Here is a 23,947-nt window from a genome sequence, read left to right on the forward strand (position 1 = left end):
TCCTGAAACTGAATCAAAAACGCCCGGGGGTCCCGGGCGTTGTTTGGCCATCGCGCGCTCAGTGCGGTCGCGACCGCCGCTTGCGTTCGTATTCGCGGATGCGCTGTCGACAGTGTTCGATGGTCTGGCCGGTCATGACGCTGCGACGTTCATCCTTGAGCTCCCCGCCCAGATTGTGCACCACACACTGGGCGGTCTCCAGCATGAAATCGAACGCCTGCAGGGCATTGGATGGCCCGGGCAGACTCATGAAGAAGCTGATGCCCGGCGTGGACTGTTGCGCCATGTCCGCCGGGCTGAAGGTGCCGGGTTCCACGGCGTTGGCGACACTGAACTGCACCGGGCTGCGGGTATCCGAAGACTCGTGGCGATGGTAGATCCCCATATCGCCGTGCAACAGGCCGCAGGCATCAAACAGCTTGCGCAGTGCGCCACCCTGGAAATCGCTGTCGGCCTTGGCCAGCACATTGATCACAATGACTTCCTGAGCCTCGGGACGGTTGGCGCCGGCCGGCGGCTGGTCCGGATCGGCCGCCGGCCGGCGGGCGGTATCTTCCTCCACATCGCTCAACTCCCCGGCTGCGGGTGCCGTCTGTGGCTCTGGCTGCACGTCGTCCGTCTGCATCGGCTCGGGTTCGGGCTCAGGCTGGGGCTGGGGCTCGGCTGTTGACTCATCGTCGAGCGCGCTCCAGCCGCTCTCCAGTGCCTCGTGCTCTTCTTCCCGGGGCCAGGGCTCCTGCGGAATCTCCTGCTCCGGCTCACTGGCTGGCGGGGCCTGAGGGTCACTCTCTGCGGTATAAACCGGGCGAGTCGGCTTTGGCGTGGTTTTGCCGAACCGGCTCTTCGTCGACTTCTTGACGTAGCCACGCTCTTCCAGGGTATCCCTGGAGATGGTTCTGGCCCCACCGTTGGGCAGCTCCGGATTGAACTCCTGGTCCAGTGGCGACTCCTCAAGCTCGTTGGCGCCCATACCGGATGAAATGGCCATGGACTCCTTACGGGCACGGCGCATGCGACGGAGACCGTCGATAACAATACCAAGAATAACCAGGGTACCTATGGCTATTAACCATTCCCTAAGTGACATAATGACGCTGTCCTGTCTGCAATCCGCTGATCGTCGATACTCTATGAAAAGCCCGCAATGAATACAACGCGCCACCGGGCCAGATGGCGTGATTGTCATAATATTGGCGTTTGCTCAGGCCTCCGCCAGGGCGGCCGCCTCTTCCACATCCACCGACACCAACCGGGAACATCCCGGCTCGTGCATGGTCACCCCCATCAACTGATCCGCCATCTCCATGGCGATCTTGTTGTGGGAGATGTAGATAAACTGTACATGCTGAGACATCTCTTTGACCATATTGGCGTAACGACCCACGTTGGCATCGTCCAGCGGCGCATCCACCTCATCCAGCATACAGAACGGTGCCGGGTTGAGCTGGAAGATGGAGAACACCAGAGCGATGGCGGTTAGCGCCTTCTCACCACCGGACAGCAAATGGATGGTGCTGTTTTTCTTGCCGGGCGGGCGTGCCATGATCGCAACCCCGGTTTCCAGCAGGTCCTCACCGGTCAGTTCCAGATAGGCGTTACCACCCCCAAAGACCTTGGGAAACAGTGCCTGCAGACCACCATTGACCTGATCAAAGGTCTCCTTGAAACGCTGGCGGGTCTCCCGGTCGATCTTGCGGATGGCATTGTCGAGGGTTTCCAGCGCTTCCATCAGGTCTTCATGCTGGCTATCGAGGTAGGTCTTGCGCTCACTCTGGACCTGGTACTCCTCAATCGCGGCAAGGTTGATGGCCCCCAGACGCTGGATGCGGGCACCAATTTTCTCAAGCTCCTCGGCCCAGTCCTTTTCAGTGGCCTCCTCCGGCATCGCCTCAAGCACATCCCGCAGTCGGACATTGAGCTCCTGCAACTGTTCCACATGATTACCGGCACGGATTTCCAGCGCCTGGCTTTCCATTTTCAGTTTTTCCAGCTGCCCGCGAACGTCCTGAATTCGGTGCTCCGCTCCACCACGGCCCTGCTCTTTTTCCCGCACTTCCCGGTCGATGTCTTCCAGCGCGTCCCGGGCCCGGGAAAGCTTTTCTTCCTCTGCCAGGCGCCGCTCCAACAGGCCTTCCAGCTGCATCTGCAGGTCTTCCAGCGGCTCTTCCGCGCTCTCCCGGGTTTCCCGCAGCACGTCCACCCGCTCTTCCAGGCGCTCCTTCTGCATCTGCATCCGCTCGATGGTCTGCTTCAGGCCGTCACGCTGGCTGTGGAGGGACTGCAACTGCAGTTGCAACTGATGGGCGTGATCCCGGTCGTGACGGGCATCCTGACGCAACCGGTCGAGGTTTTCCCGCAGCCGGTCACGCTGTTCCAGCAGGCGCTCTTTTTCCTCGTCGCTGTCTTCGCTCTCGGCCAGCGCCAATTGCCATTCCTCGCGCTGCTCATCAAGCTGTTCGCGCTGTAGCACCTGCTGCTCGGCCACGTCTTCGATGTCGTCGCGGATGCGCTGCAGGCGGGCATCGATCTGCTCACTGCGGGCCCGCAGGGCGCTGATCTGTGACGCCAGGCCGGAGCGCTCCCGGTCAGCCTCGGCCAGACTGGCCTGGGCCTCCTCGCGTTCAGCTTCCATCCGCTCCTGGGCTTCCTGGGCCTGCAGCAATCGCTCTTCGCCATCCGCCAGAGCCGTTTCGGCCAGATCAAGGTCCGACTGCAACTGCTCCAGTTTGTTCTGGCGCTCCAGCACCCCCATCTGGCCGGCATCGGAGTCCGGCATGCGCAGCCAGTGGCGAGCCAGCCAGATGCCCTCCCGGGTGACGATGGACTCTCCCGGCGGCAGTTGATCACGCTGCTGCAGTGCCTGCTCCAGAGAGTCAGCAGTGCGGATCGCCGTCAGCATGGTGGTCAGACCGCCGGCCTGGCCGACCTGATCCAGCAGGGTGCCAGGTCTGGCGTCGGTTTCTGCGTCAGTGGTAACCAGAGCCACACCTTTGGGCGCACCGGCTAACGCCTGCTCCAGGGCGTTCAGATCACCGACGCTGACCGCCTGGCTGAACTGCCCCAGAACCTGCTCAACGGCAAATTCCCACCCTGGTGTGATGGACAACTGTTGCGCCATTCGCGGCAGATCAATCAGCCCATGCTCGGTCAGCCACTGCTGGAGTGGCTCATCGCCGCTGCCAAGCTGTTCATCCAACAGCGCCTGCTGGGACTCCAGCGTGGCCCGGAGGGTCTGGGCCCGCTGGCGCTGCTCCACCACCACCTGGTCGGCGTCCCGCAACTGCTGACGGACCTGCTGGTAGCGATCGTTGATGCTTTCGATCCGTTCGGCGGCCTCTTCCCGCTGCATCAGCAGGGTCTCTTCCTGCTCCTGTAGCAACTCCAGCTCTTCCCGGTCCAGCTGACCTTCCAGCAGTGTCTGCTCTTCGCTCAGGCGTTGCTGGCGCTGGCGCAGCTGCTCGATGGCATCTTCCAGTGAGCGAATGCGCGACTGCGCCAGCTCGGCCTGCCGTCGGGCATCGGAGGACCGGGCACTGAAGGCCTCCCACCCCTGCTGCCACTCAGACATGGCCTCTTCCGCCTGCTGCAACTGCTCGCCGGATTCCTCGGAGCGCATCGACAGCGCCTCCTGCTCCGGCTCCAGCATGTCGACTTCTTCCTGAATGCCGGTCAGCTTGGCCTCGTCCTGCTCCAGTTCACGGGTCAGCTCGCGCTGGTTGGCGAGCGCCTGATCCAGTTCGGTTGCCGCCTGGCGACCGCGTTCGCGCTGATGCTCCAGGCTCTGTTCAATGCGGGCAATGTCGGCGCCTGCCTCATAGTAGCGGGCCTGGGCCTTGTTGAAGTGCTCGGTGCGCTCGTGATGACTCTCCCGCAGCGACTCCAGGGAGGACTCCAGGCTCACCCGCTCCGTCAACAGCCGTTCCAGTTCCAGTTCGGTTTCGCTGATCTTGCCGCGCCAGGTCTGCAGGTCGCTATCCAGTGACTGCCATCGCAACGCCGTCAGTTCGGCTTTCTTTTGCCGCTCTTCCTGTTTGTAGGCTTTGTACTTTTCCGCTGACTGGGCCTGGCGCTTGAGGTGCTGAAGCTGACGATCCAGCTCCTCCCGCAGGTCTGTCAGACGCTCCAGGTTCTCCTGGGTGCGGCGGATCCGGTTCTCGGTTTCTCGACGACGCTCCTTGTACTTGGAGATACCGGCCGCTTCCTCGATGTAAATCCGCAACTCTTCAGGCTTGGCCTCGATCAGGCGAGAGATCATGCCCTGCTCGATAATGGCGTAGCTGCGAGGCCCCAGTCCGGTGCCCAGGAACAGATCGGTGATATCGCGACGCCGGCATTTGGAGCCATTGAGGAAGTACTCGGACTGGCCCTCCCGGGAAACCCGGCGCTTGACGGAGATTTCGGCGAACTGCGCGAACTCCCCCGGTGCCGAGCCGTCGCCGTTATCGAACACCAGTTCGATCGACGCCTGACCCACGGGCTTGCGGGCACTCGAGCCGTTGAAAATCACGTCAGTCATGGATTCGCCGCGGAGGTACTTGGCGGAACTCTCGCCCATGACCCAGCGCACGGCGTCGATGATGTTGGACTTGCCACAGCCATTTGGCCCGACCACGGCGGTCATGTTGGTCGGGAACGGCACCGTGGTTGGGTCCACGAAGGATTTGAAACCAGCCAGTTTGATCGATTTGAGGCGCATGTCGGTAGTCTTCGTTCTCTCGGCGAGTCAGGCAACCGGCGGCAGGCCGGTCGTGGGCCGGTTCAGGCGGTCGTTTCCTGTTCCAGAATAGCCAGTACCTGACGGCGCTGGTGCTCACCAAAACGGCGAATGGCCGCATCCAGCGCATCCGCATCGCCCTGCTGCACGGCAGCCGTCAGCTCCTGCAGGAACTGCTGGGTATTGTCGGTGCCCCCCTGGTATCCCTCCATGGCCACGTAGTAGGTGCGGCTGATGGCGGGACGGAAGTTCTCCAGGGTTTCCTCCAGAAAGGGGTTGTCCACCAGGCCATAGGCATAGCGCATCAGCCCGAAGCCGGCGCCCACCACACGGTGGATACCGTCATCGTCCGACGGCCCGGCCGTCTGTTTCAGAGTGCGCTGAAGTTCATCCATGGCAGCAAACAGGCCGGCCAGGTCTTCCGCCGACCACTGCTCAAGCACCTTGCGGCCAAGCATGCACAGCAGCTCGATATAGATGTCATACAGACTGTTGACCAGGGAGGGAGTCAGCCGGGACACCACCGCCCCCCGACGCGGAAAGATCTCCACCAGGTAGCGGCGCTCAAGAATCAACAGCGCCTCGCGCACCGAGCCACGACTGACATCCAGCTCACCGGCCACCTTGAGTTCCTGAACCCGCTCACCCGGCACCAGCACACCGGTAATAATGCGCTGGCCAAGATGTTGGGCGATCTGTTCGGAAAGACTTTCCGGTGCCTGGAACTGCATGGGTCTGAACGCTGTCCTTTGAATGTTTGGCTAACCCGGTTGGCGGGCGTCATGTTTTTGCCGGATGCCGGCAAAACCAGCTCCGATAGTGGGCCGAAAGTGTACCACAGCCAGGTTTCGGCCCCAGTGCCTGGGGCAATTTTTCCGCCGGCAGGGCTGGCGTCGGTTTTCTGCCACCCTGCACCGGCAATGTGCCGCCGGTTTTGCGTCAAATAACCGTCAACCGCCCCTGGAAATCCTTGGAAGCTTATCAAGACCCGGACTTATCAGGCTGATAATAATGCCTTATTTGGTACTGGCACAAAGTCTGCTTTAACAGGAGCAGATCACTTCGAGGATGTACCATGTCGAGCAAACACACCCCCAGCATTGCCCGTATCAGCAAGGCCACGGACCAATTGGCCAACTTGCGGCAAGCCACCACGGAATGGCAGCAGAGCGACAACCCCCTGCTCCGTTTGAGTCGGCGCCTGGGGACCACCCTGATCCTGGATCAGCAGGTGGCGATGTTTGCCGACAGCCTCAAGGAGCTGGTCGAGTATGACCAACTGACTTACCGGCACCGCATCGGCCGTCAGGAGATGGTTTTCAGCATCGGTCTCGGTGGCCAGCACCACTGCGAGTACCGCCTCAACCTGGAAGGCGAAAGCTACGGTCTGATCACCATCAACCGCCGCCGTCGTTTTGCCGAAGAGGAGCTGGCCGCCATCGAGCAGCTGCTGTCGGTGGCAATCTGCCCAATCCGCAACGCCTGCCAGTTTGCCGCCATGCAGCAAACCGCCCTGACCGACGCCCTGACCCGCGTACCCAACAAGCGGGCGCTGGACGAGTCACTGTTGAAGGCCTGCTCCAGCGGCGACCGCCACGGCGAAGAGTACAGCCTGATTCTGTGCGATCTGGACCACTTCAAGCGGGTGAACGACACCCACGGCCACATCATTGGCGATCACCTGTTGCAGGAAGCCGCCGCGCAGATTGAGCAGGCCATCCGCAGCTCTGACGGCCTCTTCCGCTTCGGCGGCGAGGAATTCGCCATCCTGCTGCCCCACACCACCGAGAACGATGCCCGCCTGGTCGCCGAGCGCATCCGCGCCCGGGTATCGAGTTTTTCACTCAATTGCGGCGAACAGGACGTTGCCATTACCTGCAGCCTGGGGGTCGCTACCCGCCAGAAAGGCGAAGATACGGAACAATGGCAGGCACGGGCCGACGAGGCGCTCTATCGCGCCAAATCCCGCGGCCGCAACCAGACCCGGGTGTCGGACCGCATTATCTGAACTAACGCGGCTTGCGACTGGGCTTGCCCCGGCCCTTGCCGCCCTCTTTACCAGACGACGGTCGGGTTCCACTGACCTGCCACTTACCGCCGGTACGACGGGCAGACTTGGGCGGCTGCTTCCGGCGCTGACGATCCTGGGCGGCTTTCTCTCCCGGCGTTTTGGCCGGAATCGCCACCGACTCCAGACCCACCGAGCGACTGAGGTCGTCTACCGCCTTCTGGCCGGCTTCTTCCCAACGCCCCACGGACAAACGGCTGGGCAGGAAAATCGGCCCGTAGCGCACCCGCTTCAGGCGACTGACTTTCACCCCCTGGGACTCCCACAGACGTCGCACTTCCCGGTTACGCCCTTCCATCAGGGTGACGTGGAACCAGCGATTCAGCCCGCTGCCGCCGGCTTCGGCAATGTCGCTGAAGCGGGCTATGCCGTCTTCCAGCAACACCCCTTCCTTGAGTCGCGCAATCATTGCCTCATCCACTTCCCCGAAAATACGTACGGCGTATTCCCGGTCAATCTCGTGGGAGGGGTGCATCAGGCGATTGGCCAGCTCACCATCGGTGGTGAACAGCATCAGTCCTGTGGTGTTGATATCGAGCCGGCCCACCGCGATCCAGCGCTGGTCTTTCAACCGTGGCAGCCGATCAAACACCGTCGGCCGGCCTTCCGGGTCCTGACGCGAGGTGACTTCGCCCTCGGGTTTGTTGTAGACCAGCACCCGACGGGTTACTTCCGCCGCCGAACTGAGGTCCACCCGGCGACCGTCAAGCTCGACCCGGTCTTCGGTGGTGGCCTTCTGGCCGGTAATGGCCGCCTCGCCGTTGACCTTAATGCGGCCCTCGGCGATCCAGGACTCGATTTCCCGACGGGAACCCAGGCCGGCTCGGGCCAGCAGTTTCTGCAGCCGCTCGGGGCCGGCAGTAGCCGGTTCAGCAGCCTTGGGCCGGGAATGATGTGATGACATGAATCGTTACCTTCGTCGATCGGGCCAGGGCGACATTGCCCCAGCGGTGGTAGTCAGTATGGTTGCGGCGGGCGATCAGTGCAGCGTCGGGTCTGGCTCGGTGGTGCCGGCGCCCGGTTCATTGGCCGCCTGATCCGGAGCGTCCCCGGCGGCGGCATCAAACTGGATTTCGCCCTGCATGTTGCGCTCAATCTCCCGACCAATGTCTTCCAGATCCCGCACCTCTGACAGGGGCGGTAACTGATCCAGACTGCGGAGATTGAAATAGTCCAGAAACTGGCGGGTGGTGGCATACATCGCCGGCCGACCGGGCACATCCCGATGACCCACCACGCGAACCCACTCCCGCTCCATCAGCGTGCGCACAATGTTACTGCTGACGGTAACCCCCCGGATTTCCTCAATTTCGCCCCGGGTGATGGGCTGGCGGTAGGCAATCAGCGCCAGGGTTTCCAGCAGCGCCCGGGTATAGCGTTGCGGTTTTTCCTCAAACAGCCGTGCAACCCACGGCGCGTACTCTTCCCGCACCTGCAGACGGTAGCCACTGGCGACCTTGCGCAGTTCGAAGCCACGACCCTCACAGGCCTCTTCCAACCGCGCCAGTGCATGCTCCAACGCCTGCCGCGTGGGACGGTCGTTGTCGGTGAACAGCGCCACCAGCTGATCCATCGACAGCGGTTTGCCGGCAGCCAGCAGGGCCGCTTCCACAATGGCCTGCAGCCTTTGGATGGTTTCTTCAGTCATAGCTCTTGGATCGTCTGTCGGGCGGCTAGTCCACCGCCCTCGCCCGTACATGGATGGGGCCCAGCACCTCGGCCTGGACCACCTCGATCAGCTGTTCCTTGACCAGCTCCAGGGTTGCCAGGAAAGTCACCACCACCCCAAGCTTGCCCTCTTCCGGGGTAAACAGCGCCTCGAAGCTGACAAAGTGTTCGCCACTGAGCGCCGAGAGGATTGCCGACATGCGCTCCCGGGTGGACAGCTTCTCCCGTTCGACCTGATGACTGGTGAACAGGTCCGCCCGCTTCAGTACACCCTGCAACGCCAGCAGCATCTCCCTCATCTCGACATCGGGATGAGGTTGGCTGCTTGGCAGTTTGGGCAAAGCCGCCGAGCCGGAAAAGCTATCCCGATCCTGCCGGGGAAGCTGGTCGATGTCTTCCGCGGCCTTCTTGAAGCGCTCGTACTGCTGCAGGCGGCGGATCAACTCGGCGCGCGGGTCCAGTTCTTCCTCGTCTTCACTCTCCTGGCGAGGCAACAGCATCCGTGACTTGATCTCCGCCAGGGTCGCCGCCATGACCAGGTATTCCGCCGCCAGCTCAAAGCGCATGGCCTCCACCACCTCGATGTATTCCATGTACTGACGGGTGATTTCGCTGACATCGATATCGAGGATGTCCATGTTCTGCCGCCGAATCAGGTACAGCAGCAGATCCAGAGGCCCTTCGAACGCTTCCAGGAACACCGCCAGCGCATCCGGCGGAATGTAGAGATCCTTGGGAAGGTCGACCAGCGGTTTGCCGGCCACCAGTGCCACGGCATCAGACGCCTCCGCCGCTTCCGGCTCGGCGCCTGCCACTGCACTGTGCTCGCTGGCCAGCTCTTCAGTCATGGGGTATCCAGGTCGAAAAATCGGTTAGCGGTAACTCAGGCCCATGGCCGTGCGCACCTCTTCAAGGGTATCGCGTGCAGCGTCCCGCGCCTGCTCGCAGCCTTCCTCAATGATTGAACGCACCAGATCCGGGCTGTCCTCGTACTCACGGGCCCGCTCGTGCAGAGGCCGTTGCTCTTCAACGATGGCGTCGATCAGTGGCTTCTTACAATCGAGACAGCCGATACCGGCACTGCGACACCCCTGCTGTACCCACGCCTGAGTGGATTCATCGGAGTAGACGCCGTGCAATCCCCACACCGGGCATTTCTCCGGCTCGCCAGGATCGGTTCGCCGCACCCGCTGCGGGTCGGTCTGCATGGTACGGATTTTCTGCGCAACGGCGTCGGGCTCTTCCCTCAGACCGATGGTGTTGCCGTAGGACTTGGACATCTTCTGACCGTCCAGCCCGGGCATTTTGGACTCCGGCGTCAGCAATGGCTGAGGTTCCGGCAGAATCACCTTTCCGCCACCCTCAATATAGCCGTAGAGACGCTCCCGGTCGCCCAACGAAATGTTCTGTTGCTCCTTGAGCAGCGCACGGGCAGTGTCCAGTGCCTCCAGATCGCCCTCTTCCTGATAGCGCTTCTTGAGATTCCGATAGAGTTTGGCGTTCTTCTTGCCCATCTTGACGATGGCACTCTCCGCCTGCTCCTCGAACCCCGGCTCACGGCCGTACAGGTGATTGAACCGTCGGGCGACTTCCCGGGTAATCTCAACGTGGGACACCTGATCCGCGCCAACCGGCACTCTGCCGGCCCGGTACATCAGGATGTCAGCGCTCTGCAGCAGTGGGTAACCGAGGAAACCATAGGTGGCCAGATCCTTCTCGCGAAGCTTTTCCTGCTGGTCCTTGTAGGTGGGCACCCGTTCCAGCCAGCCCAGCGGGGTGATCATCGACAGCAGCAGGTGCAGCTCGGCGTGCTCAGGCACTTTCGACTGGATAAACAGGGTCGACGAGCCAGGGTTGACGCCAGCCGCCAACCAGTCGATCACCATATCCCAGACGCTGTTCTCGATGGACTCGGGGTTGTCGTAGTTGGTCGTCAGCGCGTGCCAGTCCGCGACAAAGAAAAAGCACTCATACTCATGCTGGAGCTTGACCCAGTTCTTCAGCACACCATGGTAGTGACCAAGGTGCAGCTTGCCGGTCGGGCGCATTCCTGACAGCACACGTTGCTGGGAATCAACAGAACTCAATGCATGGACTCCTTACATTTCGGGATCTTGGCGAAACAGCGGACGAACAGTCAGCACTTCTTGCTGCCATCTTACTGGATCGGGCCTGAGAAAAGGCAGACCGACCATTATAGACGGTTGTATGCGCGAGGTTAACGCCAGCACGCCTATGAAGGAACCCCAGAAAGCAGAAAACCCCCGCAGTCCGGGCCAGCCGGGCTGCGGGGGTTTCTGGTCAGTGCACCGACGCTGTTACCAGCCGGTCACTTCCTTCAGAGCGTCACCGATGTCAGCCAGGCTGCGTACGGTCTTAACACCAGCATCTTCCAGAGCAGCGAACTTCTCGTCCGCAGTACCCTTACCACCGGCAATGATGGCGCCAGCGTGGCCCATACGCTTGCCTGGAGGCGCAGTCACACCGGCGATGTAGGATACCACCGGCTTGGTGACGTTGGCCTTGATGAAGGCTGCGGCTTCTTCCTCGGCAGTACCGCCGATCTCGCCAATCATCACGATAGCCTCAGTCTGCGGATCTTCCTGCAGCAGCTTGAGGATGTCGATGAAGTTGGAACCCGGGATCGGGTCACCACCGATACCGATACAGGTAGACTGACCGAAACCGTGATCAGTGGTCTGCTTGACCGCTTCGTAGGTCAGGGTACCAGAGCGGGACACGATACCAACCTTGCCCGGCTTGTGGATGTGACCCGGCATGATGCCGATTTTACACTCGCCCGGCGTGATCACGCCCGGGCAGTTCGGCCCGATCATGCGAACGCCCTTCTGATCGACGTACTCTTTGGCGTACAGCATGTCGATGGTCGGGATGCCTTCGGTGATGCAGACAATCAGCTCGATGCCTGCGTCGGCAGCTTCTACGATGGCGTCTTTACAGAACGGCGCCGGTACGTAGATCACAGTTGCGGTTGCGCCAGTCTTTTCAACGGCTTCGCGAACGGTGTTGAAAACCGGCAGGCCCAGGTGCTCGGTTCCGCCCTTACCGGGGCTGACACCACCAACCATCTGGGTGCCGTACTCGATGGCCTGCTCAGAGTGGAAGGTGCCCTGGGCACCGGTGAAACCCTGGCAGATGACTTTGGTGTCTTTGTTGATCAGGACGCTCATTACTTACCTCCCGCAGCTTTAACGACTTGCTCTGCAGCATCCGTCAGGCTGGTTGCAGCGATGATGTTCAGGCCGCTCTCTGCGAGCACTTTGGAGCCCAGTTCGGCGTTGTTACCTTCGAGACGGACAACCACGGGAACCTTGACGCCCACTTCCTTGACCGCACCGATGATGCCTTCAGCAATCATGTCGCAACGAACGATGCCGCCGAAGATGTTTACCAGAACCGCCTGAACCGCGTCGTCAGACAGGATGATCTTGAACGCCTCGGTGACACGCTCTTTGGTCGCGCCGCCACCTACGTCAAGGAAGTTGGCCGGCTGGCCACCGTGCAGCTTGACGATGTCCATGGTGCCCATGGCCAGGCCTGCGCCGTTAACCATGCAACCAATGTTGCCTTCCAGTGCCACGTAGTTCAGTTCCCACTTGGCCGCATCGGCCTCACGCTGATCTTCCTGGGAAGGATCGTGCATTTCGTGGACTTTCTTCTGACGGTACAGGGCGTTGCTGTCGACGTTGATCTTGGCGTCGAGGCAGTGCAGATCGCCTTCGTCAGTCACTACCAGCGGGTTCACTTCCAGCAGTGCCAGGTCGTGGTCTTCAAACAGTTTCGCCAGACCCATGAAGATCTTGGTGAACTGACCAATCTGCTTGCCCTGCAGGCCCAGTTTGAAGGCCAGCTCGCGACCCTGGTACGGCAGTGCGCCAACCAGCGGATCGATCTCAGCCTTGAGGATCTTCTCCGGGGTTTCTTCAGCCACTTTCTCGATCTCGACACCACCTTCGGTGGATGCCATGAACACGATACGACGGGTGCCACGGTCTACAACCGCACCCAGGTACAGTTCCTGATCGATGTCGGTAAGGGACTCAACAAGAATCTTGCTGACCGGCTGACCGTTCTCGTCGGTCTGGTAGGTGACCAGGTTCTTGCCCAGCCAGTTCTCGGCGAAGGCACGGATTTCGTCCTTGCTCTTGACCAGCTTCACACCACCAGCCTTGCCGCGACCACCGGCGTGAACCTGGGCTTTCACAACCCAGCCGTCGCCACCGATTTCGTCCGCCGCAGCTGCCGCGTCTTTGGGGGTATCGCAGGCAATGCCCTTGGATACTGGCAGGCCGTACTCAGCAAACAGCTGCTTGGCCTGATATTCGTGCAAATTCATAGTTTTTGTCCCGCTTATTGATGGAGGATAACCATATACGGAATTTGAATCCGCCAGATCCTGTCGGCATCACACCCAGGGGTCTGATCACGACAGGTACCTGTACGCGAATCCGGTATGGCCCACGGGGGATCACCCCTGCCGGCCGAAACACGTTCGAGAACGCCACCTTAATGGCAACGGGGCGCCGACTTTGGCGCCCCTGTTCCGCGAACGGCGTTACTTCTTCTTGCGACGGTTGGCGACGTGAATCGCGCCACCGTTGACCCCAAGAGCCGCCTCGTGGACGGACTCGGACAGAGTCGGGTGGGCAAAACAGGTCAGCGCCAGGTCTTCGGCGGTTGAGCCGAATTCCATCGCAATCACACCCTGAGCCACGATCTCGGAGGCCTGCGGCCCGACCACGTGGAAACCCAGAATCCGATCGGCCTTCTCATCAGCAATGATCTTGACCAGACCGGACGCCGCGTTGGCCGCCATGGCACGACCGTTGGCCGCGAACGGGAAGGTACCCACTTTGTAGGCCTCGCCCTCGGACTTGAGCTGCTCTTCGGTCTTACCGACCCAGGCCACTTCCGGCGCGGTGTAGATCACGTTCGGAATGCAGTCGTAGTTGACCTGCGGCTTGTGCCCGGCGATGCGCTCAGCAACCATGACACCTTCTTCAGAGGCCTTGTGAGCCAGCATCGGTCCGCGTACCACGTCACCGATCGCCCACACGCCCGGAGCGTCGGTACTGCAGGTTTCATCGACGAAGATGAAACCACGCTCGTCCAGGTTGACACCGGAGTCAGCCGCCAGCAGATTGTCGGTGTTGGGGCGACGGCCCACAGCAACGATCAGCTTGTCGACCTTCAGCTCCTGCTCACCCTTGGTGTCCTCGTAGTTGACGTACACCAGGTTGCGCTTGACGGAGGTGCCAGTAACCCGGGCTTTCAGGTTGATGTTCAGGCCCTGCTTCTTGAACTGCTTGAGGGCGTCCTTGGCGACCTGCTGGTCAACCGCCGGCAGGAAAGTGTCCTGCGCTTCCAGCACGGTAACCTCGGAACCCAGACGCGCCCAGACGCTGCCGAGTTCGAGACCGATAACACCGGCCCCGATCACACCCAGGCGCTTGGGCACTTCGTCAAACTCCAGGGCACCCTCGGAGTCAACAATGAAGCCGTCTTTCAGCGGCGCCGGCGGGATCTCAATCGGGTTGGAACCGGTGGCGATGATGACGTTCTCGGCTTCGTAGGTCTTGGCCTTGCCATCATTATCTGTCACTTCCACCTGACGGTTCGCCAGCAGACGGCCACGGCCGTGCAGAGGGGTGACGCCGTTGGCCTTGAACAGCTGGGCAATACCGCCGGTCAGCTGTTTAACGATGCCGTCTTTGCGCTCCATCATCTTGCCAACATTGATATCGACGCCAGTGGCCTCAATACCCTGCTCGGCGTAATGGTCGCGGGTTTCCTCAAACTTGTGGGAAATCTCCAGCAGTGCCTTGGAGGGGATACAGCCCACGTTCAGGCAGGTACCGCCCAGTACCTGCTTGCCATCGTCTGAGGTCCAGTTTTCCACACAGGCGGTTTTCAGACCCAGCTGGGCCGCCTTGATCGCTGCCACGTAGCCGCCCGGGCCGGCACCAATGACGATAACGTCGTACTTGTCAGACATGTCTTATCCTGTTTTCCGATTCGTTGAGTAACGGTGGTGTAGACGCCCGCAGGCGTCAAACGTCCAGCAGAATCCGCGCCGGATCTTCCACCATCTCCTTGATAGCCACCAGGAACTGAACTGCTTCTTTTCCGTCGATCATACGGTGATCGTATGACAATGCCAGATACATCATCGGCAGAATCACCACTTCACCGTTCACCGCCATCGGACGCTCCTGGATCTTGTGCATACCCAGGATTGCCGTCTGCGGCGGGTTGAGGATCGGCGTGGACATCAGGGAACCGAACACACCACCATTGGAAATGGTAAAGGTGCCGCCGGTCATTTCTTCGATGCCGAGCTTACCATCACGGGCTTTGGTGCCATATTCGACGATTTTCTTCTCGATATCGGACAGACCCATGGCATCGGTGTCACGCAGAACCGGTACCACCAGGCCACGGTCGCTGGACACGGCAACGCCAATGTCCTGGTAACCGTGGTAGACCATGTCATTACCGTCGATGGAGGCATTCACCATCGGGAAACGCTTCAGCGCTTCGGTGGCCGCCTTGACGAACAGGGACATGAAACCGAGCTTGATGCCATGACGCTTCTCGAAGCCGTCCTTGTACTGCTTGCGCAGATCCATCAGCGGCTTCATGTTGACTTCGTTGAAGGTGGTCAGCATGGCGGCGTTCTGCTGGGCACTGACCAGACGCTTGGCAATGCTGGAGCGCAGACGGGTCATCGGTACCCGCTTTTCCGGACGCTCGCCGGCAGCAACCGGGGCGGCCGGTGCAGCGGCAGCCGCCGGCGCAGCGGCAGGCGCAGACTTGGCGCCGTCAACGTGCTTCTGAACGTCTTCCTTGGTCACCAGGCCATTCTTGCCGGTGCCCTGGATAGCGGACGGGTCAACGCCCTTCTCTTCCGCCAGCTTGCGGGCCGCCGGACTCAGCACTGCATCACCGCTGGCCGCTGCAGGCGCCTGTTCGGCTTCCGCCTTCTCGGCCGGCGCGTCTTTGGACTCGGCAGCCGGAGCGGAGCCAGCTGCACCTTCCTTGAACTTGGCAATGACTTCGCCGCTCTCGACGGTATCGCCTTCACCCTTGATCACTTCCTCGATTACACCGTCAGCCGGAGCAACCACTTCGAGGACGACTTTGTCGGTTTCGATATCGACGATCAGCTCGTCCCGGGAACAGGCCTCACCAGGCTGCTTGTGCCAGGTCGCGACGGTGCCTTCAGCAACCGACTCGGGAAAAACAGGGGCTTTTATTTCAGTTGACATCTCGGATCCTTAGTTCGGTAGCTCGTCAGATTTCAAACGCGTCGTTAACCAACTGCTTCTGTTCCTCGATATGAACCGAGGTGTAACCACAGGCAGGGGCAGCTGACGCCTCACGACCGGCATACTGGAGGTACAGCTTGGGATTCAGGCGCTGGAGCGCATTGCGCATATGGTGCTGACTGCAATACCAGGCGCCCTGGTTCATCGGCTCTTCCTGACACCAGACCACGTGCCTGAGCTTGGTGTAGGAGGCCAGAAGTTCATCCAGATCGTCCGCAGGGAACGGGTACAGTTGCTCGATACGAACAATGGCCACGTCCTCGCGCTCATCTGCTTTCTTCTTCTCGAGAAGATCAAAATAGACCTTGCCACTGCACAGGATCAGACGCTTCACCTTCTTCGGATCGGTCGGCTCTTTTTCCGGCAGTACAGTTTGGAAGGTGCCCTCGGTCAGGTCGTCCAGACCGGAGGTGGCTTCCTTGTGGCGCAGCAGGCTCTTCGGCGTGATCGCCACCAGCGGCTTGCGCAGCGGACGCTTCACCTGGCGACGGAGCATGTGGAATACCTGCGCCGGCGTGGTCGGCACACACACCTGGATGTTGTGCTCGGCACACAGCTGCAGGAAGCGCTCCAGACGGGCCGAGCTGTGCTCCGGCCCCTGACCTTCGTAGCCATGGGGCAACAGCAGGGTCAGGCCGCAGAGGCGTCCCCACTTGTGCTCACCACTGGTCAGGAACTGGTCAATCACCACCTGGGCACCGTTGGCGAAATCACCAAACTGCGCCTCCCAGACGATCAGGGCGTCCGGCGTGGTGGTGGCGTAACCGTATTCGAACGCCATGACTGCTTCTTCAGACAGCAGCGAGTCGTAGATATCGAAATCCGGCTGGTTCTCTTTGAGTTGCTGCAACGCAATGTGCGTCGAACCGTCTTTCTGGTTATGCAGCACGGCGTGACGGTGGGAGAAGGTACCACGCCCCACGTCCTGACCGGTCAAACGAATCGGGTGGCCTTCGTTCAGCAGGGTGGCGTAGGCCATCACTTCGCCATAACCCCAGTTGATCGGCAGAGCACCCGCCGTCATCTTGCTGCGGTCATCGACAATCTTGGAGACCTGACGCTGTACCGAAAACCCTTCCGGTACCTGGGAGATCTTCTTGCCCAGACGCTGGATGGTTTTGAGCGCCACACTGGTTTTGCACTTGGCGGTCCACTCATGACCCAGGTACGGCGACCAGTTCACATAGAGCTCGGTGTTGGGCTCTTTCACCAATGACTTGACCACGTGCTCGCCGTTATCCAGCGCATCGCGGTAATCCAGCTCCATCTGCTTGGATTCATCGGCGCTGATCACGCCCTTCTCCTGCAGCTGAGTGGCGTAGAGATCACGAGTGGTTTTCAGTTTGCGGATCTTGTCGTACATGATCGGCTGGGTTGCCGATGGCTCGTCAGCCTCGTTATGGCCACGACGGCGGTAGCAAACCAGATCGATAACTACGTCATGCTTGAACTCATGACGGAAGTCCATCGCAATCTGGGACGCGAACAGCACGGCTTCCGGATCGTCGGCATTAACGTGCAGGATCGGCGCCTGAACCATCTTGGCGACGTCGGTACAATATTCCGTCGAACGGGCATCTTCCTGCTTGCTGGTGGTGAAGCCGACCTGGTTGTTAATGACGATGTGGATGGTGCCGCCGACACCGTAACCACGGGTCTGGGACATCTGGAAGGTTTCCATCACCACGCCCTGACCGGCAAACGCCGCGTCACCGTGCATGATGATCGGCAGTACCTGGGTGCCATCCTGGTCGTCACGGCGGGTCTGACGGGCACGCACGGAGCCCTCAACCACCGGCGACACGATCTCCAGGTGAGACGGGTTGAACGCCAGCGCCAGATGCACTTCGCCACCCTCGGTCATCACGTTGGACGAGAACCCCTGGTGGTACTTGACGTCACCAGAGCCGGAGGCCGCCATCTTCTTGCCTTCGAACTCGTCGAACAGCTCCTTGGGATTCTTGCCCAGAGTGTTGACCAGCACGTTCAGACGGCCACGGTGCGCCATGCCCAAGACAATTTCCTTGGCGCCGTAACTGCCCGCACGCTGGATCAGCTCGTCCAGGCACGGAATCAGGCTTTCGCCCCCTTCCAGCCCGAAGCGCTTGACGCCGGGGTAACGGGAACCCAGATACTTCTCCAGGCCTTCCGCAGCGGTCAGTCGTTCCAGCAGGTGGCGTCGGGTGGTGACCTCGTAGTCCGGTTTGGAGCGAACCGGTTCCATGCGGCGCTGGAACCAGCGCTTGATGCGGGTATCCACCACATGCATGTATTCCGCGCCGATGTTGCCGCAGTAGGTTTCCTGCAGGCCATCGACGATATCGCCGAGCTTCATGGTTTCGGCGCCGAAATTCAGGGACCCGGTCTGGAATTCCAGATCACGGTCGGCGTCGGAAAGCTCATGGAACGACAGACTCAGATCTTCAACAGGCGGACGGACCATAACCCCGAGAGGGTCAAGCGTGGCCTGTTGATGGCCGCGGAAGCGGAATGCGTTGATCAGCTGGAGGACACGGATCTGCTTCTTGTCGGCGTCGGAGGTGGCGCTGGCCGGAACACCGTTGGCAGACAGGGCACGCTGGTTGCGTGAGATGTGTTCAAACTGTTCACGAATGGAAGAATGGTTGATGTCGGGACCCTGATGGCCGTCGACACTGGGCAGCTTGTCGAAATAGCTGCGCCATTCTTCGGGAACCGAATTGGGATCGGTCAGGTAGGTTTCAAAAAGCTCTTCAACATAGGCCAGATTTCCTCCCTGCAGGTGGGAAGTCTGCCATAACTGCTCCATTATGCTTTCATGCATTTTGAATAGCTCACCTTGGGCTGGTGCGAGGGAGCTAACTATGGTCGGCCAGGGGTATTGCACAGTCAATACGGGTTTTTACGGGATCGACTGTAGCCACCACAGCAAGCTCGGGCGATGCCCGGTCCTCGTGGTTTCTTATACTAAGTAAAGCCGCGACGAAACCTGTCAGGTCCACGTCACGGCTTTCGTAGTCTGAACCCCCTTACTACCTTTGACCATAAGCCTTTGGTTGAAGACCGCGCCCCGTTGCGCGGTCTTCGAGAGGGTCGCCAGCGAAATACCAGATCAGTATAGCCGGTCTTTGGCAGGCTGCAGCTTAGGTGGCGCGCTGCAGGAGCAGATTGCGGATGTGACCGATGGCACGGGTCGGGTTAAGACCCTTCGGACACACGCTGACACAGTTCATGATGCCACGGCAACGGAATACGCTGAACGGATCATCAAGACCGGCCAGACGCTCAGCCTGAGCCGTGTCACGGCTGTCCGCCAGGAAGCGGTAGGCCTGCAACAGACCCGCCGGGCCCACAAACTTGTCCGGATTCCACCAGAAGGACGGGCACGAGGTGGAACAGCAGGCACACAGAATACACTCGTACAAACCGTCCAGCTTCTCACGATCCTCCGGCGTCTGCAGGCGCTCGATGGCCGGCGGCGGCGTATCGTTGACCAGGTAAGGCTGGATCTTCTCGTACTGCTTGTAGAACAGACTCATATCCACCACCAGATCACGAATGACCGGCAGCCCCGGCAGCGGGCGCAGAACCAGCTTGTCGTTCTTGACCACCTGGGAGAGCGGCGTGATACAGGCCAGACCGTTCTTGCCATTCATGTTCATGCCATCGGAACCGCAAACCCCTTCACGACAGGAGCGACGGTAGGCAACGGTGGAGTCACCTTCCTTCAACAGTGCCAGCACGTCCAGCACCATCAGGTCCTTGCCTTCAGGAATCTCCAGCTCCACGTCCTGCATGTAGGGCGCGTTGTCGGTTTCCGGGTTGTAACGATAGATGCTTACCAACATAACTGAATCCCCCCTTAGTACGTCCGAATCTTCGGCTCGAACGTGTCGACCGTCTTCGGCGCGAAGTTCACGTCGCGCTTGCCAACCCGCTGATCCAGCGGGAAGTACAGCGAGTGCTTCAGCCAGTTCTCATCATCACGCTCGGTAAAGTCGTTACGGGCGTGCGCCCCGCGACTTTCCTTGCGCTCGATGGCGGAAACGGCTGTCGCGTAGGCGACTTCGTAAAGGTTATCCAGCTCCAGCGCTTCAATACGTGCGGTATTGAACGCCTTGCTCTGGTCAGTCAGCTTGGTCTTGCGGACACGCTCGCCAATCTGCTTGAGCAGGTCCAGACCTTTCTCCATGCTCTCCCCGTCACGGAATACACCGAAGTAGAGCTGCATGCAGTTCTGAAGGTCCTTACGAACCTCAGCCACATCCTCACCTTCAGACGCACTCTCAAGACGATCCAGGCGAGCCATCGCGCGCTTGATCTCTTCCTCGGTGGCGTCGTCGGTTTCAAAGCCTTCGCTGAGCATCTGCTCAATGTGCAGACCCGCGGCCCGACCAAACACCACCAAGTCGAGCAGCGAGTTGCCACCCAGACGGTTGGCGCCGTGGACCGACACACAGGCAGCCTCGCCGCAGGCAAACAACCCTTCGACGACTTCGTCTTCGCCGTTGTCGTTCTGGCCCAGAACCTGACCACCAACGTTGGTCGGCAGACCACCCATCATGTAGTGACAGGTCGGCACAACCGGCACCGGCGCCTTCACAGGGTCGACGTGAGCGAAGGTCTTGGACAGCTCACAGATGCCAGGCAGACGCAGGTTCAGAGTCTCTTCACCCAAGTGATCCAGCTTCAGCAGTACGTGATCCTTGTCCGGACCGCAACCACGGCCTTCCAGGATCTCCAGAACCATGGAGCGTGCAACAACGTCACGGCCAGCCAGGTCTTTGGCGTTTGGCGCGTAACGCTCCATGAAGCGCTCACCTTCGGAGTTGATCAGGTAACCACCCTCACCCCGACAACCTTCGGTCACCAGTACGCCAGCGCCGTGGATGCCGGTCGGGTGGAACTGCCACATCTCCATATCCTGCACCGCGAAGCCGGCGCGCAGCGCCATGCCGATACCGTCACCGGTATTGATAAGGGCGTTGGTGGTGGAGGAGTAGATACGACCCGCGCCACCGGTGGCCAGAACGGTCGCCTTGGCCTTGATATAGGCCACTTCGCCGGACTCGATGTCGATAGCAACAACACCGACCACCTGGTTCTTGGCATTCTTGACCAGATCAACGGCGTACCACTCGTTCAGGAAGGTGGTACCGCCCTTCAGGTTTGCCTGGTACAGGGTGTGCAGCAGAGCATGACCGGTACGGTCGGCGGCTGCACAGGTACGAGCGGCCTGACCGCCCTTACCGAAATCCTTGGACTGACCACCGAAAGGACGCTGATAGATGCGACCCTGCTCGGTACGGGAGAAAGGCAGGCCCATGTGCTCAAGCTCGAACACAGCCTGGGGACCAACCGAACACATGTACTCGATGGCGTCCTGATCACCGATGTAGTCGGAGCCCTTAACGGTGTCGTACATGTGCCAGCGCCAATCGTCATTGGGGTCAGCACTGGCGATCGCACAAGTGATACCGCCCTGGGCGGACACGGTGTGCGAACGGGTCGGGAATACCTTGGTGATACACGCGGTATTAACGCCAGACTCGGTCAACTGCAGTGCGGCGCGCATACCTGCACCACCACCGCCGATCACAATGGCGTCGTAGGAAATAGTTTTGATATTAGCCATCGATTAAAGCCCCCAAAGAATCTGAACACCCCAGACGATGTAGACGAACATCGCGAGTCCGCACACCGCCTGAATCAGGAAACGCGGCGCCATGGCCTTGACGTAGTCAGTGGTCACGGTCCAAAGGCCAACCCAGGCGTGAGCGCCCAGGGAGATCAGCGCCAGCAGACTGAAGATGCGGAACCAGGTCTGACCGAACAGGGCGGCCCAGGACTCGAAGTTCACATCGGTGGTCAGAGCGAAACCGAGCATAAAGATTGTATAGAGGGCCAATACGTAGGCTGTCACACGCTGGATCAGCCAGTCATAGACACCGCTGCGACCGAGGTTCGTTACGCTGCTTACCATACCCAGACTCCTGCAAGAACGATGAGAATGACGGAGATGACGACCGTGGCCTTGGCGGCGAGTCGACCACTCTCCAGCTCTTCACCAATACCCATATCCATCAACAGGTGCTTGATTCCGGCTACCAGGTGGTACAGCAAGGCGGACAGGATGCCCCAGGCGATCAGCTTCGCAAGGAAGCCGTCCAGCAGTTCACTAACACGGGCGAAGCCTTCTTCCCCAGAAAGGGACACATCCAGACCGTACAGCATGAACGCAACACCAATAAAAATGATGATGCCGCTGATGCGGTGCAGTATTGACGTGATGGCTGGCAGTGGAAAATGAAACTTGCCGAGATCGAGATTAACTGGTCGTTTGCTATTCACAGCGCTCTCACACTCTCTCTTTACTCCGCGTTCCCGGGAACCCGGCGCGGATGGTTGGTATGTAAGGATTGTCGTGCCAATTCGTCGCGGATATACGACGTCAAAACACGGTTGGTTCAGGAGGGAGAAACCACCGCACACAGACGTCGTTGCAGGCGAAGTGGATTGGTATATCCCCGATTCCGGGCTACGGATTATAAGGAGTGGGCTCTGGAATTACAAACCGGCAACGTCGCCAGGGCCCGGTAGACAAGGGGATAGAGGACCGACGAAAGCCTAATTGCGAAATGCTGCGCTGCCGATGCCAGGGAGCGGACAAAACGGCGATCCGGACCGGCGGGCTGCCTTTGATTTTACTGGAATTCCGCGCACGTGCATTGACAAAAAAAGCCAACAGCCTATATTTTGCCGCCAGTTTTGCCATAATACGCGCCTTCCCGCGCATCAAAAAATGCTGATAAATAGGAGAGCACCATGACCGACAAGAAAGCAACGCTTTCGGTGGGTGACAAGTCCATTGAGCTACCGGTTTATTCAGGCACCGTGGGCCCGGATGTGATCGACGTACGCGCCCTTGTTCAGGAAGGCGTCTTTACTTACGACCCGGGCTTCGTGTCCACCGCAGCCTGTGAATCCCAGATCACCTACATTGACGGCGCCAACGGCGTTCTCCTGCACCGCGGCTATCCCATCGAACAACTGGCTGAGTGCTCCGATTATCTGGAAGTCTGCTACCTGCTGCTTCACGGTGAACTGCCCTCCCCCGAGGAGAACAAGCGCTTCCACGATACCGTGAAGAACCACACCATGCTGCACGACCAGATGCGCAACTTCTTCCACGGCTTCCGTCGCGACGCCCACCCGATGGCCATCATGTGCGGCGTTGTCGGCGCCCTGTCGGCGTTCTACCACGACCAGATGGACGTCAAGAGCGCCCAGCAGCGTGAGATTACCGCTCACCGCCTGGTCGCCAAGATGCCGACCATTGCCGCCTGGTGTTACAAGTACGCCAACGGCCAGCCCTTCATGTACCCGCGTAACGACCTGTCTTACGCCGAGAACTTCCTGTACATGATGTTCGGCACCCCATGCGAGGACTACAAGCCGAATCCGGTACTGGCCAAGGCAATGGACAAGATCTTCATCCTCCACGCCGACCACGAGCAGAACGCCTCCACCTCAACCGTTCGCCTGGCCGGCTCCACCGGCGCCAACCCGTATGCCTGTATTGCCTCCGGCATTGCAGCACTGTGGGGCCCCGCACACGGCGGCGCCAACGAGGCGGTGCTGGACATGCTGGCGGAAATCGGCGACGAGTCCAATATCGAAGAGTTCATCGCCAAGGCCAAAGACAAGGACGATCCGTTCCGTCTGATGGGCTTCGGCCACCGGGTCTACAAAAACTTCGACCCGCGCGCCAAGGTCATGCGCGAAACCGCTCACGAGGTACTGTCCGAGCTGGGCCTGGAAAACGATCCGCTGCTGAAGATCGCTCAGCGCCTGGAGAAAATCGCCCTGGAAGACGACTACTTCGTTCAGCGCAAGCTCTACCCGAACGTCGACTTCTACTCCGGCATCATCCTCAAGGCCATGGGCATCCCGACCTCCATGTTCACCGTGATTTTTGCCATGTCCCGCACCATCGGCTGGTTCTCTCACTGGAACGAGATGGTCAGCGGCGACTATCGCATCGGCCGCCCGCGCCAGCTCTACACCGGTTCTACCAGCCGCGATTACCCCAAAGGCTGAGCCTGGACCACCCCGACAAAGGCCGCATGATTGCGGCCTTTTTTATTGCCAAAAGCTCTGCAATGATAG

The 23,947-nt window shown here is 60.1% G+C and carries 18 protein-coding genes; 2 read left to right on the top strand and 16 right to left on the bottom strand.

The window, feature by feature from the left end; translation table 11 throughout:
• Window positions 1–58 precede the first annotated feature (58 nt).
• From zipA to J2887_RS11955, 3 genes are all read right to left on the bottom strand, one after another.
• On the bottom strand, window positions 59–1,087 hold the full coding sequence (gene zipA / locus J2887_RS11945; protein ID WP_227171355.1) for a cell division protein ZipA: 1,029 nt from the start codon (window positions 1,085–1,087) through the stop codon (window positions 59–61).
• Between the two features lie 114 nt (window positions 1,088–1,201).
• Window positions 1,202–4,696, bottom strand: a complete 3,495-nt coding sequence (gene smc / locus J2887_RS11950) for a chromosome segregation protein SMC (RefSeq protein WP_227171356.1) — start codon at window positions 4,694–4,696, stop codon at window positions 1,202–1,204.
• 62 nt (window positions 4,697–4,758) lie between these two features.
• Entirely contained in the window at window positions 4,759–5,445 is a 687-nt protein-coding gene (locus tag J2887_RS11955) for a GntR family transcriptional regulator (protein WP_227171357.1), read from the bottom strand.
• A gap of 344 nt (window positions 5,446–5,789) precedes the next feature.
• Here J2887_RS11955 and J2887_RS11960 point away from each other — a divergent pair, with 344 nt between their 5' ends.
• The gene (locus tag J2887_RS11960) at window positions 5,790–6,722 is read left to right on the top strand and encodes a GGDEF domain-containing protein (RefSeq protein WP_227171358.1); all 933 of its coding nucleotides are present in this window, start codon (window positions 5,790–5,792) and stop codon (window positions 6,720–6,722) included.
• Between the two features lies 1 nt (window position 6,723).
• Here the strand turns inward: J2887_RS11960 and rluB are convergent, their stop codons facing one another.
• From rluB to sdhC, 13 genes are all read right to left on the bottom strand, one after another.
• Window positions 6,724–7,686, bottom strand: a complete 963-nt coding sequence (gene rluB, locus J2887_RS11965) for a 23S rRNA pseudouridine(2605) synthase RluB (protein ID WP_227171359.1) — start codon at window positions 7,684–7,686, stop codon at window positions 6,724–6,726.
• Between the two features lie 75 nt (window positions 7,687–7,761).
• On the bottom strand, window positions 7,762–8,430 hold the full coding sequence (gene scpB / locus J2887_RS11970) for an SMC-Scp complex subunit ScpB (protein WP_227171360.1): 669 nt from the start codon (window positions 8,428–8,430) through the stop codon (window positions 7,762–7,764).
• 25 nt (window positions 8,431–8,455) lie between these two features.
• Window positions 8,456–9,298: a segregation and condensation protein A gene (locus J2887_RS11975; RefSeq protein ID WP_227171361.1), complete on the bottom strand. Its 843-nt coding sequence runs from the start codon at window positions 9,296–9,298 to the stop codon at window positions 8,456–8,458.
• Between the two features lie 24 nt (window positions 9,299–9,322).
• The gene (locus J2887_RS11980; protein ID WP_227171362.1) at window positions 9,323–10,537 is read right to left on the bottom strand and encodes a tryptophan--tRNA ligase; all 1,215 of its coding nucleotides are present in this window, start codon (window positions 10,535–10,537) and stop codon (window positions 9,323–9,325) included.
• 231 nt (window positions 10,538–10,768) lie between these two features.
• Window positions 10,769–11,641, bottom strand: a complete 873-nt coding sequence (gene sucD, locus J2887_RS11985) for a succinate--CoA ligase subunit alpha (RefSeq protein WP_227171363.1) — start codon at window positions 11,639–11,641, stop codon at window positions 10,769–10,771.
• The gene (gene sucC / locus J2887_RS11990; protein WP_227171364.1) at window positions 11,641–12,807 is read right to left on the bottom strand and encodes an ADP-forming succinate--CoA ligase subunit beta; all 1,167 of its coding nucleotides are present in this window, start codon (window positions 12,805–12,807) and stop codon (window positions 11,641–11,643) included. The genes sucD and sucC overlap by 1 nt, the downstream gene beginning before the upstream one ends.
• 219 nt (window positions 12,808–13,026) lie before the next feature.
• Window positions 13,027–14,466: a dihydrolipoyl dehydrogenase gene (gene lpdA / locus J2887_RS11995; RefSeq protein WP_227171365.1), complete on the bottom strand. Its 1,440-nt coding sequence runs from the start codon at window positions 14,464–14,466 to the stop codon at window positions 13,027–13,029.
• Between the two features lie 55 nt (window positions 14,467–14,521).
• Entirely contained in the window at window positions 14,522–15,739 is a 1,218-nt protein-coding gene (gene odhB, locus J2887_RS12000) for a 2-oxoglutarate dehydrogenase complex dihydrolipoyllysine-residue succinyltransferase (RefSeq protein WP_227171366.1), read from the bottom strand.
• A 25-nt stretch (window positions 15,740–15,764) separates the two neighbouring features.
• Entirely contained in the window at window positions 15,765–18,602 is a 2,838-nt protein-coding gene (locus J2887_RS12005) for a 2-oxoglutarate dehydrogenase E1 component (RefSeq protein ID WP_227171367.1), read from the bottom strand.
• Between the two features lie 319 nt (window positions 18,603–18,921).
• Entirely contained in the window at window positions 18,922–19,626 is a 705-nt protein-coding gene (locus J2887_RS12010) for a succinate dehydrogenase iron-sulfur subunit (protein WP_227171368.1), read from the bottom strand.
• Window positions 19,627–19,640: 14 nt separating this feature from the next.
• Window positions 19,641–21,413, bottom strand: coding sequence for a succinate dehydrogenase flavoprotein subunit (gene sdhA / locus J2887_RS12015; RefSeq protein WP_227171369.1), 1,773 nt, complete (start codon window positions 21,411–21,413; stop codon window positions 19,641–19,643).
• A 3-nt stretch (window positions 21,414–21,416) separates the two neighbouring features.
• Window positions 21,417–21,761, bottom strand: coding sequence for a succinate dehydrogenase, hydrophobic membrane anchor protein (gene sdhD, locus J2887_RS12020; protein ID WP_227171370.1), 345 nt, complete (start codon window positions 21,759–21,761; stop codon window positions 21,417–21,419).
• Window positions 21,755–22,129, bottom strand: a complete 375-nt coding sequence (gene sdhC / locus J2887_RS12025; protein WP_227171371.1) for a succinate dehydrogenase, cytochrome b556 subunit — start codon at window positions 22,127–22,129, stop codon at window positions 21,755–21,757. The genes sdhD and sdhC overlap by 7 nt, the downstream gene beginning before the upstream one ends.
• A gap of 474 nt (window positions 22,130–22,603) precedes the next feature.
• Between sdhC and gltA the strand changes: the two genes are divergently transcribed.
• Window positions 22,604–23,878 (top strand): citrate synthase, encoded by a 1,275-nt coding sequence (gene gltA / locus J2887_RS12030; RefSeq protein WP_227171372.1) that lies wholly within the window; start codon window positions 22,604–22,606, stop codon window positions 23,876–23,878.
• The last annotated feature ends 69 nt before the right edge of the window (window positions 23,879–23,947 follow it).

It is taken from the genome of Marinobacter sp. CA1 (assembly GCF_020546665.1).
GTDB lineage: Bacteria > Pseudomonadota > Gammaproteobacteria > Pseudomonadales > Oleiphilaceae > Marinobacter > Marinobacter xestospongiae.

What these genes read in the sequence shown, in the direction of transcription:
- zipA (WP_227171355.1), bottom strand. Translation starts at nt 1,087, where the DNA reads ATGTCACTTAGGGAATGGTTAATAGCCATAGGTACCCTGGTTATTCTT.
- J2887_RS11955 (WP_227171357.1), bottom strand. Translation starts at nt 5,445, where the DNA reads ATGCAGTTCCAGGCACCGGAAAGTCTTTCCGAACAGATCGCCCAACAT.
- sucD (WP_227171363.1), bottom strand. Translation starts at nt 11,641, where the DNA reads ATGAGCGTCCTGATCAACAAAGACACCAAAGTCATCTGCCAGGGTTTC.
- rluB (WP_227171359.1), bottom strand. Translation starts at nt 7,686, where the DNA reads ATGTCATCACATCATTCCCGGCCCAAGGCTGCTGAACCGGCTACTGCC.
- gltA (WP_227171372.1), top strand. Translation starts at nt 22,604, where the DNA reads ATGACCGACAAGAAAGCAACGCTTTCGGTGGGTGACAAGTCCATTGAG.
- smc (WP_227171356.1), bottom strand. Translation starts at nt 4,696, where the DNA reads ATGCGCCTCAAATCGATCAAACTGGCTGGTTTCAAATCCTTCGTGGAC.
- J2887_RS11960 (WP_227171358.1), top strand. Translation starts at nt 5,790, where the DNA reads ATGTCGAGCAAACACACCCCCAGCATTGCCCGTATCAGCAAGGCCACG.
- sdhD (WP_227171370.1), bottom strand. Translation starts at nt 21,761, where the DNA reads ATGGTAAGCAGCGTAACGAACCTCGGTCGCAGCGGTGTCTATGACTGG.
- J2887_RS12010 (WP_227171368.1), bottom strand. Translation starts at nt 19,626, where the DNA reads ATGTTGGTAAGCATCTATCGTTACAACCCGGAAACCGACAACGCGCCC.
- sucC (WP_227171364.1), bottom strand. Translation starts at nt 12,807, where the DNA reads ATGAATTTGCACGAATATCAGGCCAAGCAGCTGTTTGCTGAGTACGGC.
- odhB (WP_227171366.1), bottom strand. Translation starts at nt 15,739, where the DNA reads ATGTCAACTGAAATAAAAGCCCCTGTTTTTCCCGAGTCGGTTGCTGAA.
- J2887_RS12005 (WP_227171367.1), bottom strand. Translation starts at nt 18,602, where the DNA reads ATGCATGAAAGCATAATGGAGCAGTTATGGCAGACTTCCCACCTGCAG.
- sdhA (WP_227171369.1), bottom strand. Translation starts at nt 21,413, where the DNA reads ATGGCTAATATCAAAACTATTTCCTACGACGCCATTGTGATCGGCGGT.
- lpdA (WP_227171365.1), bottom strand. Translation starts at nt 14,466, where the DNA reads ATGTCTGACAAGTACGACGTTATCGTCATTGGTGCCGGCCCGGGCGGC.
- J2887_RS11975 (WP_227171361.1), bottom strand. Translation starts at nt 9,298, where the DNA reads ATGACTGAAGAGCTGGCCAGCGAGCACAGTGCAGTGGCAGGCGCCGAG.
- scpB (WP_227171360.1), bottom strand. Translation starts at nt 8,430, where the DNA reads ATGACTGAAGAAACCATCCAAAGGCTGCAGGCCATTGTGGAAGCGGCC.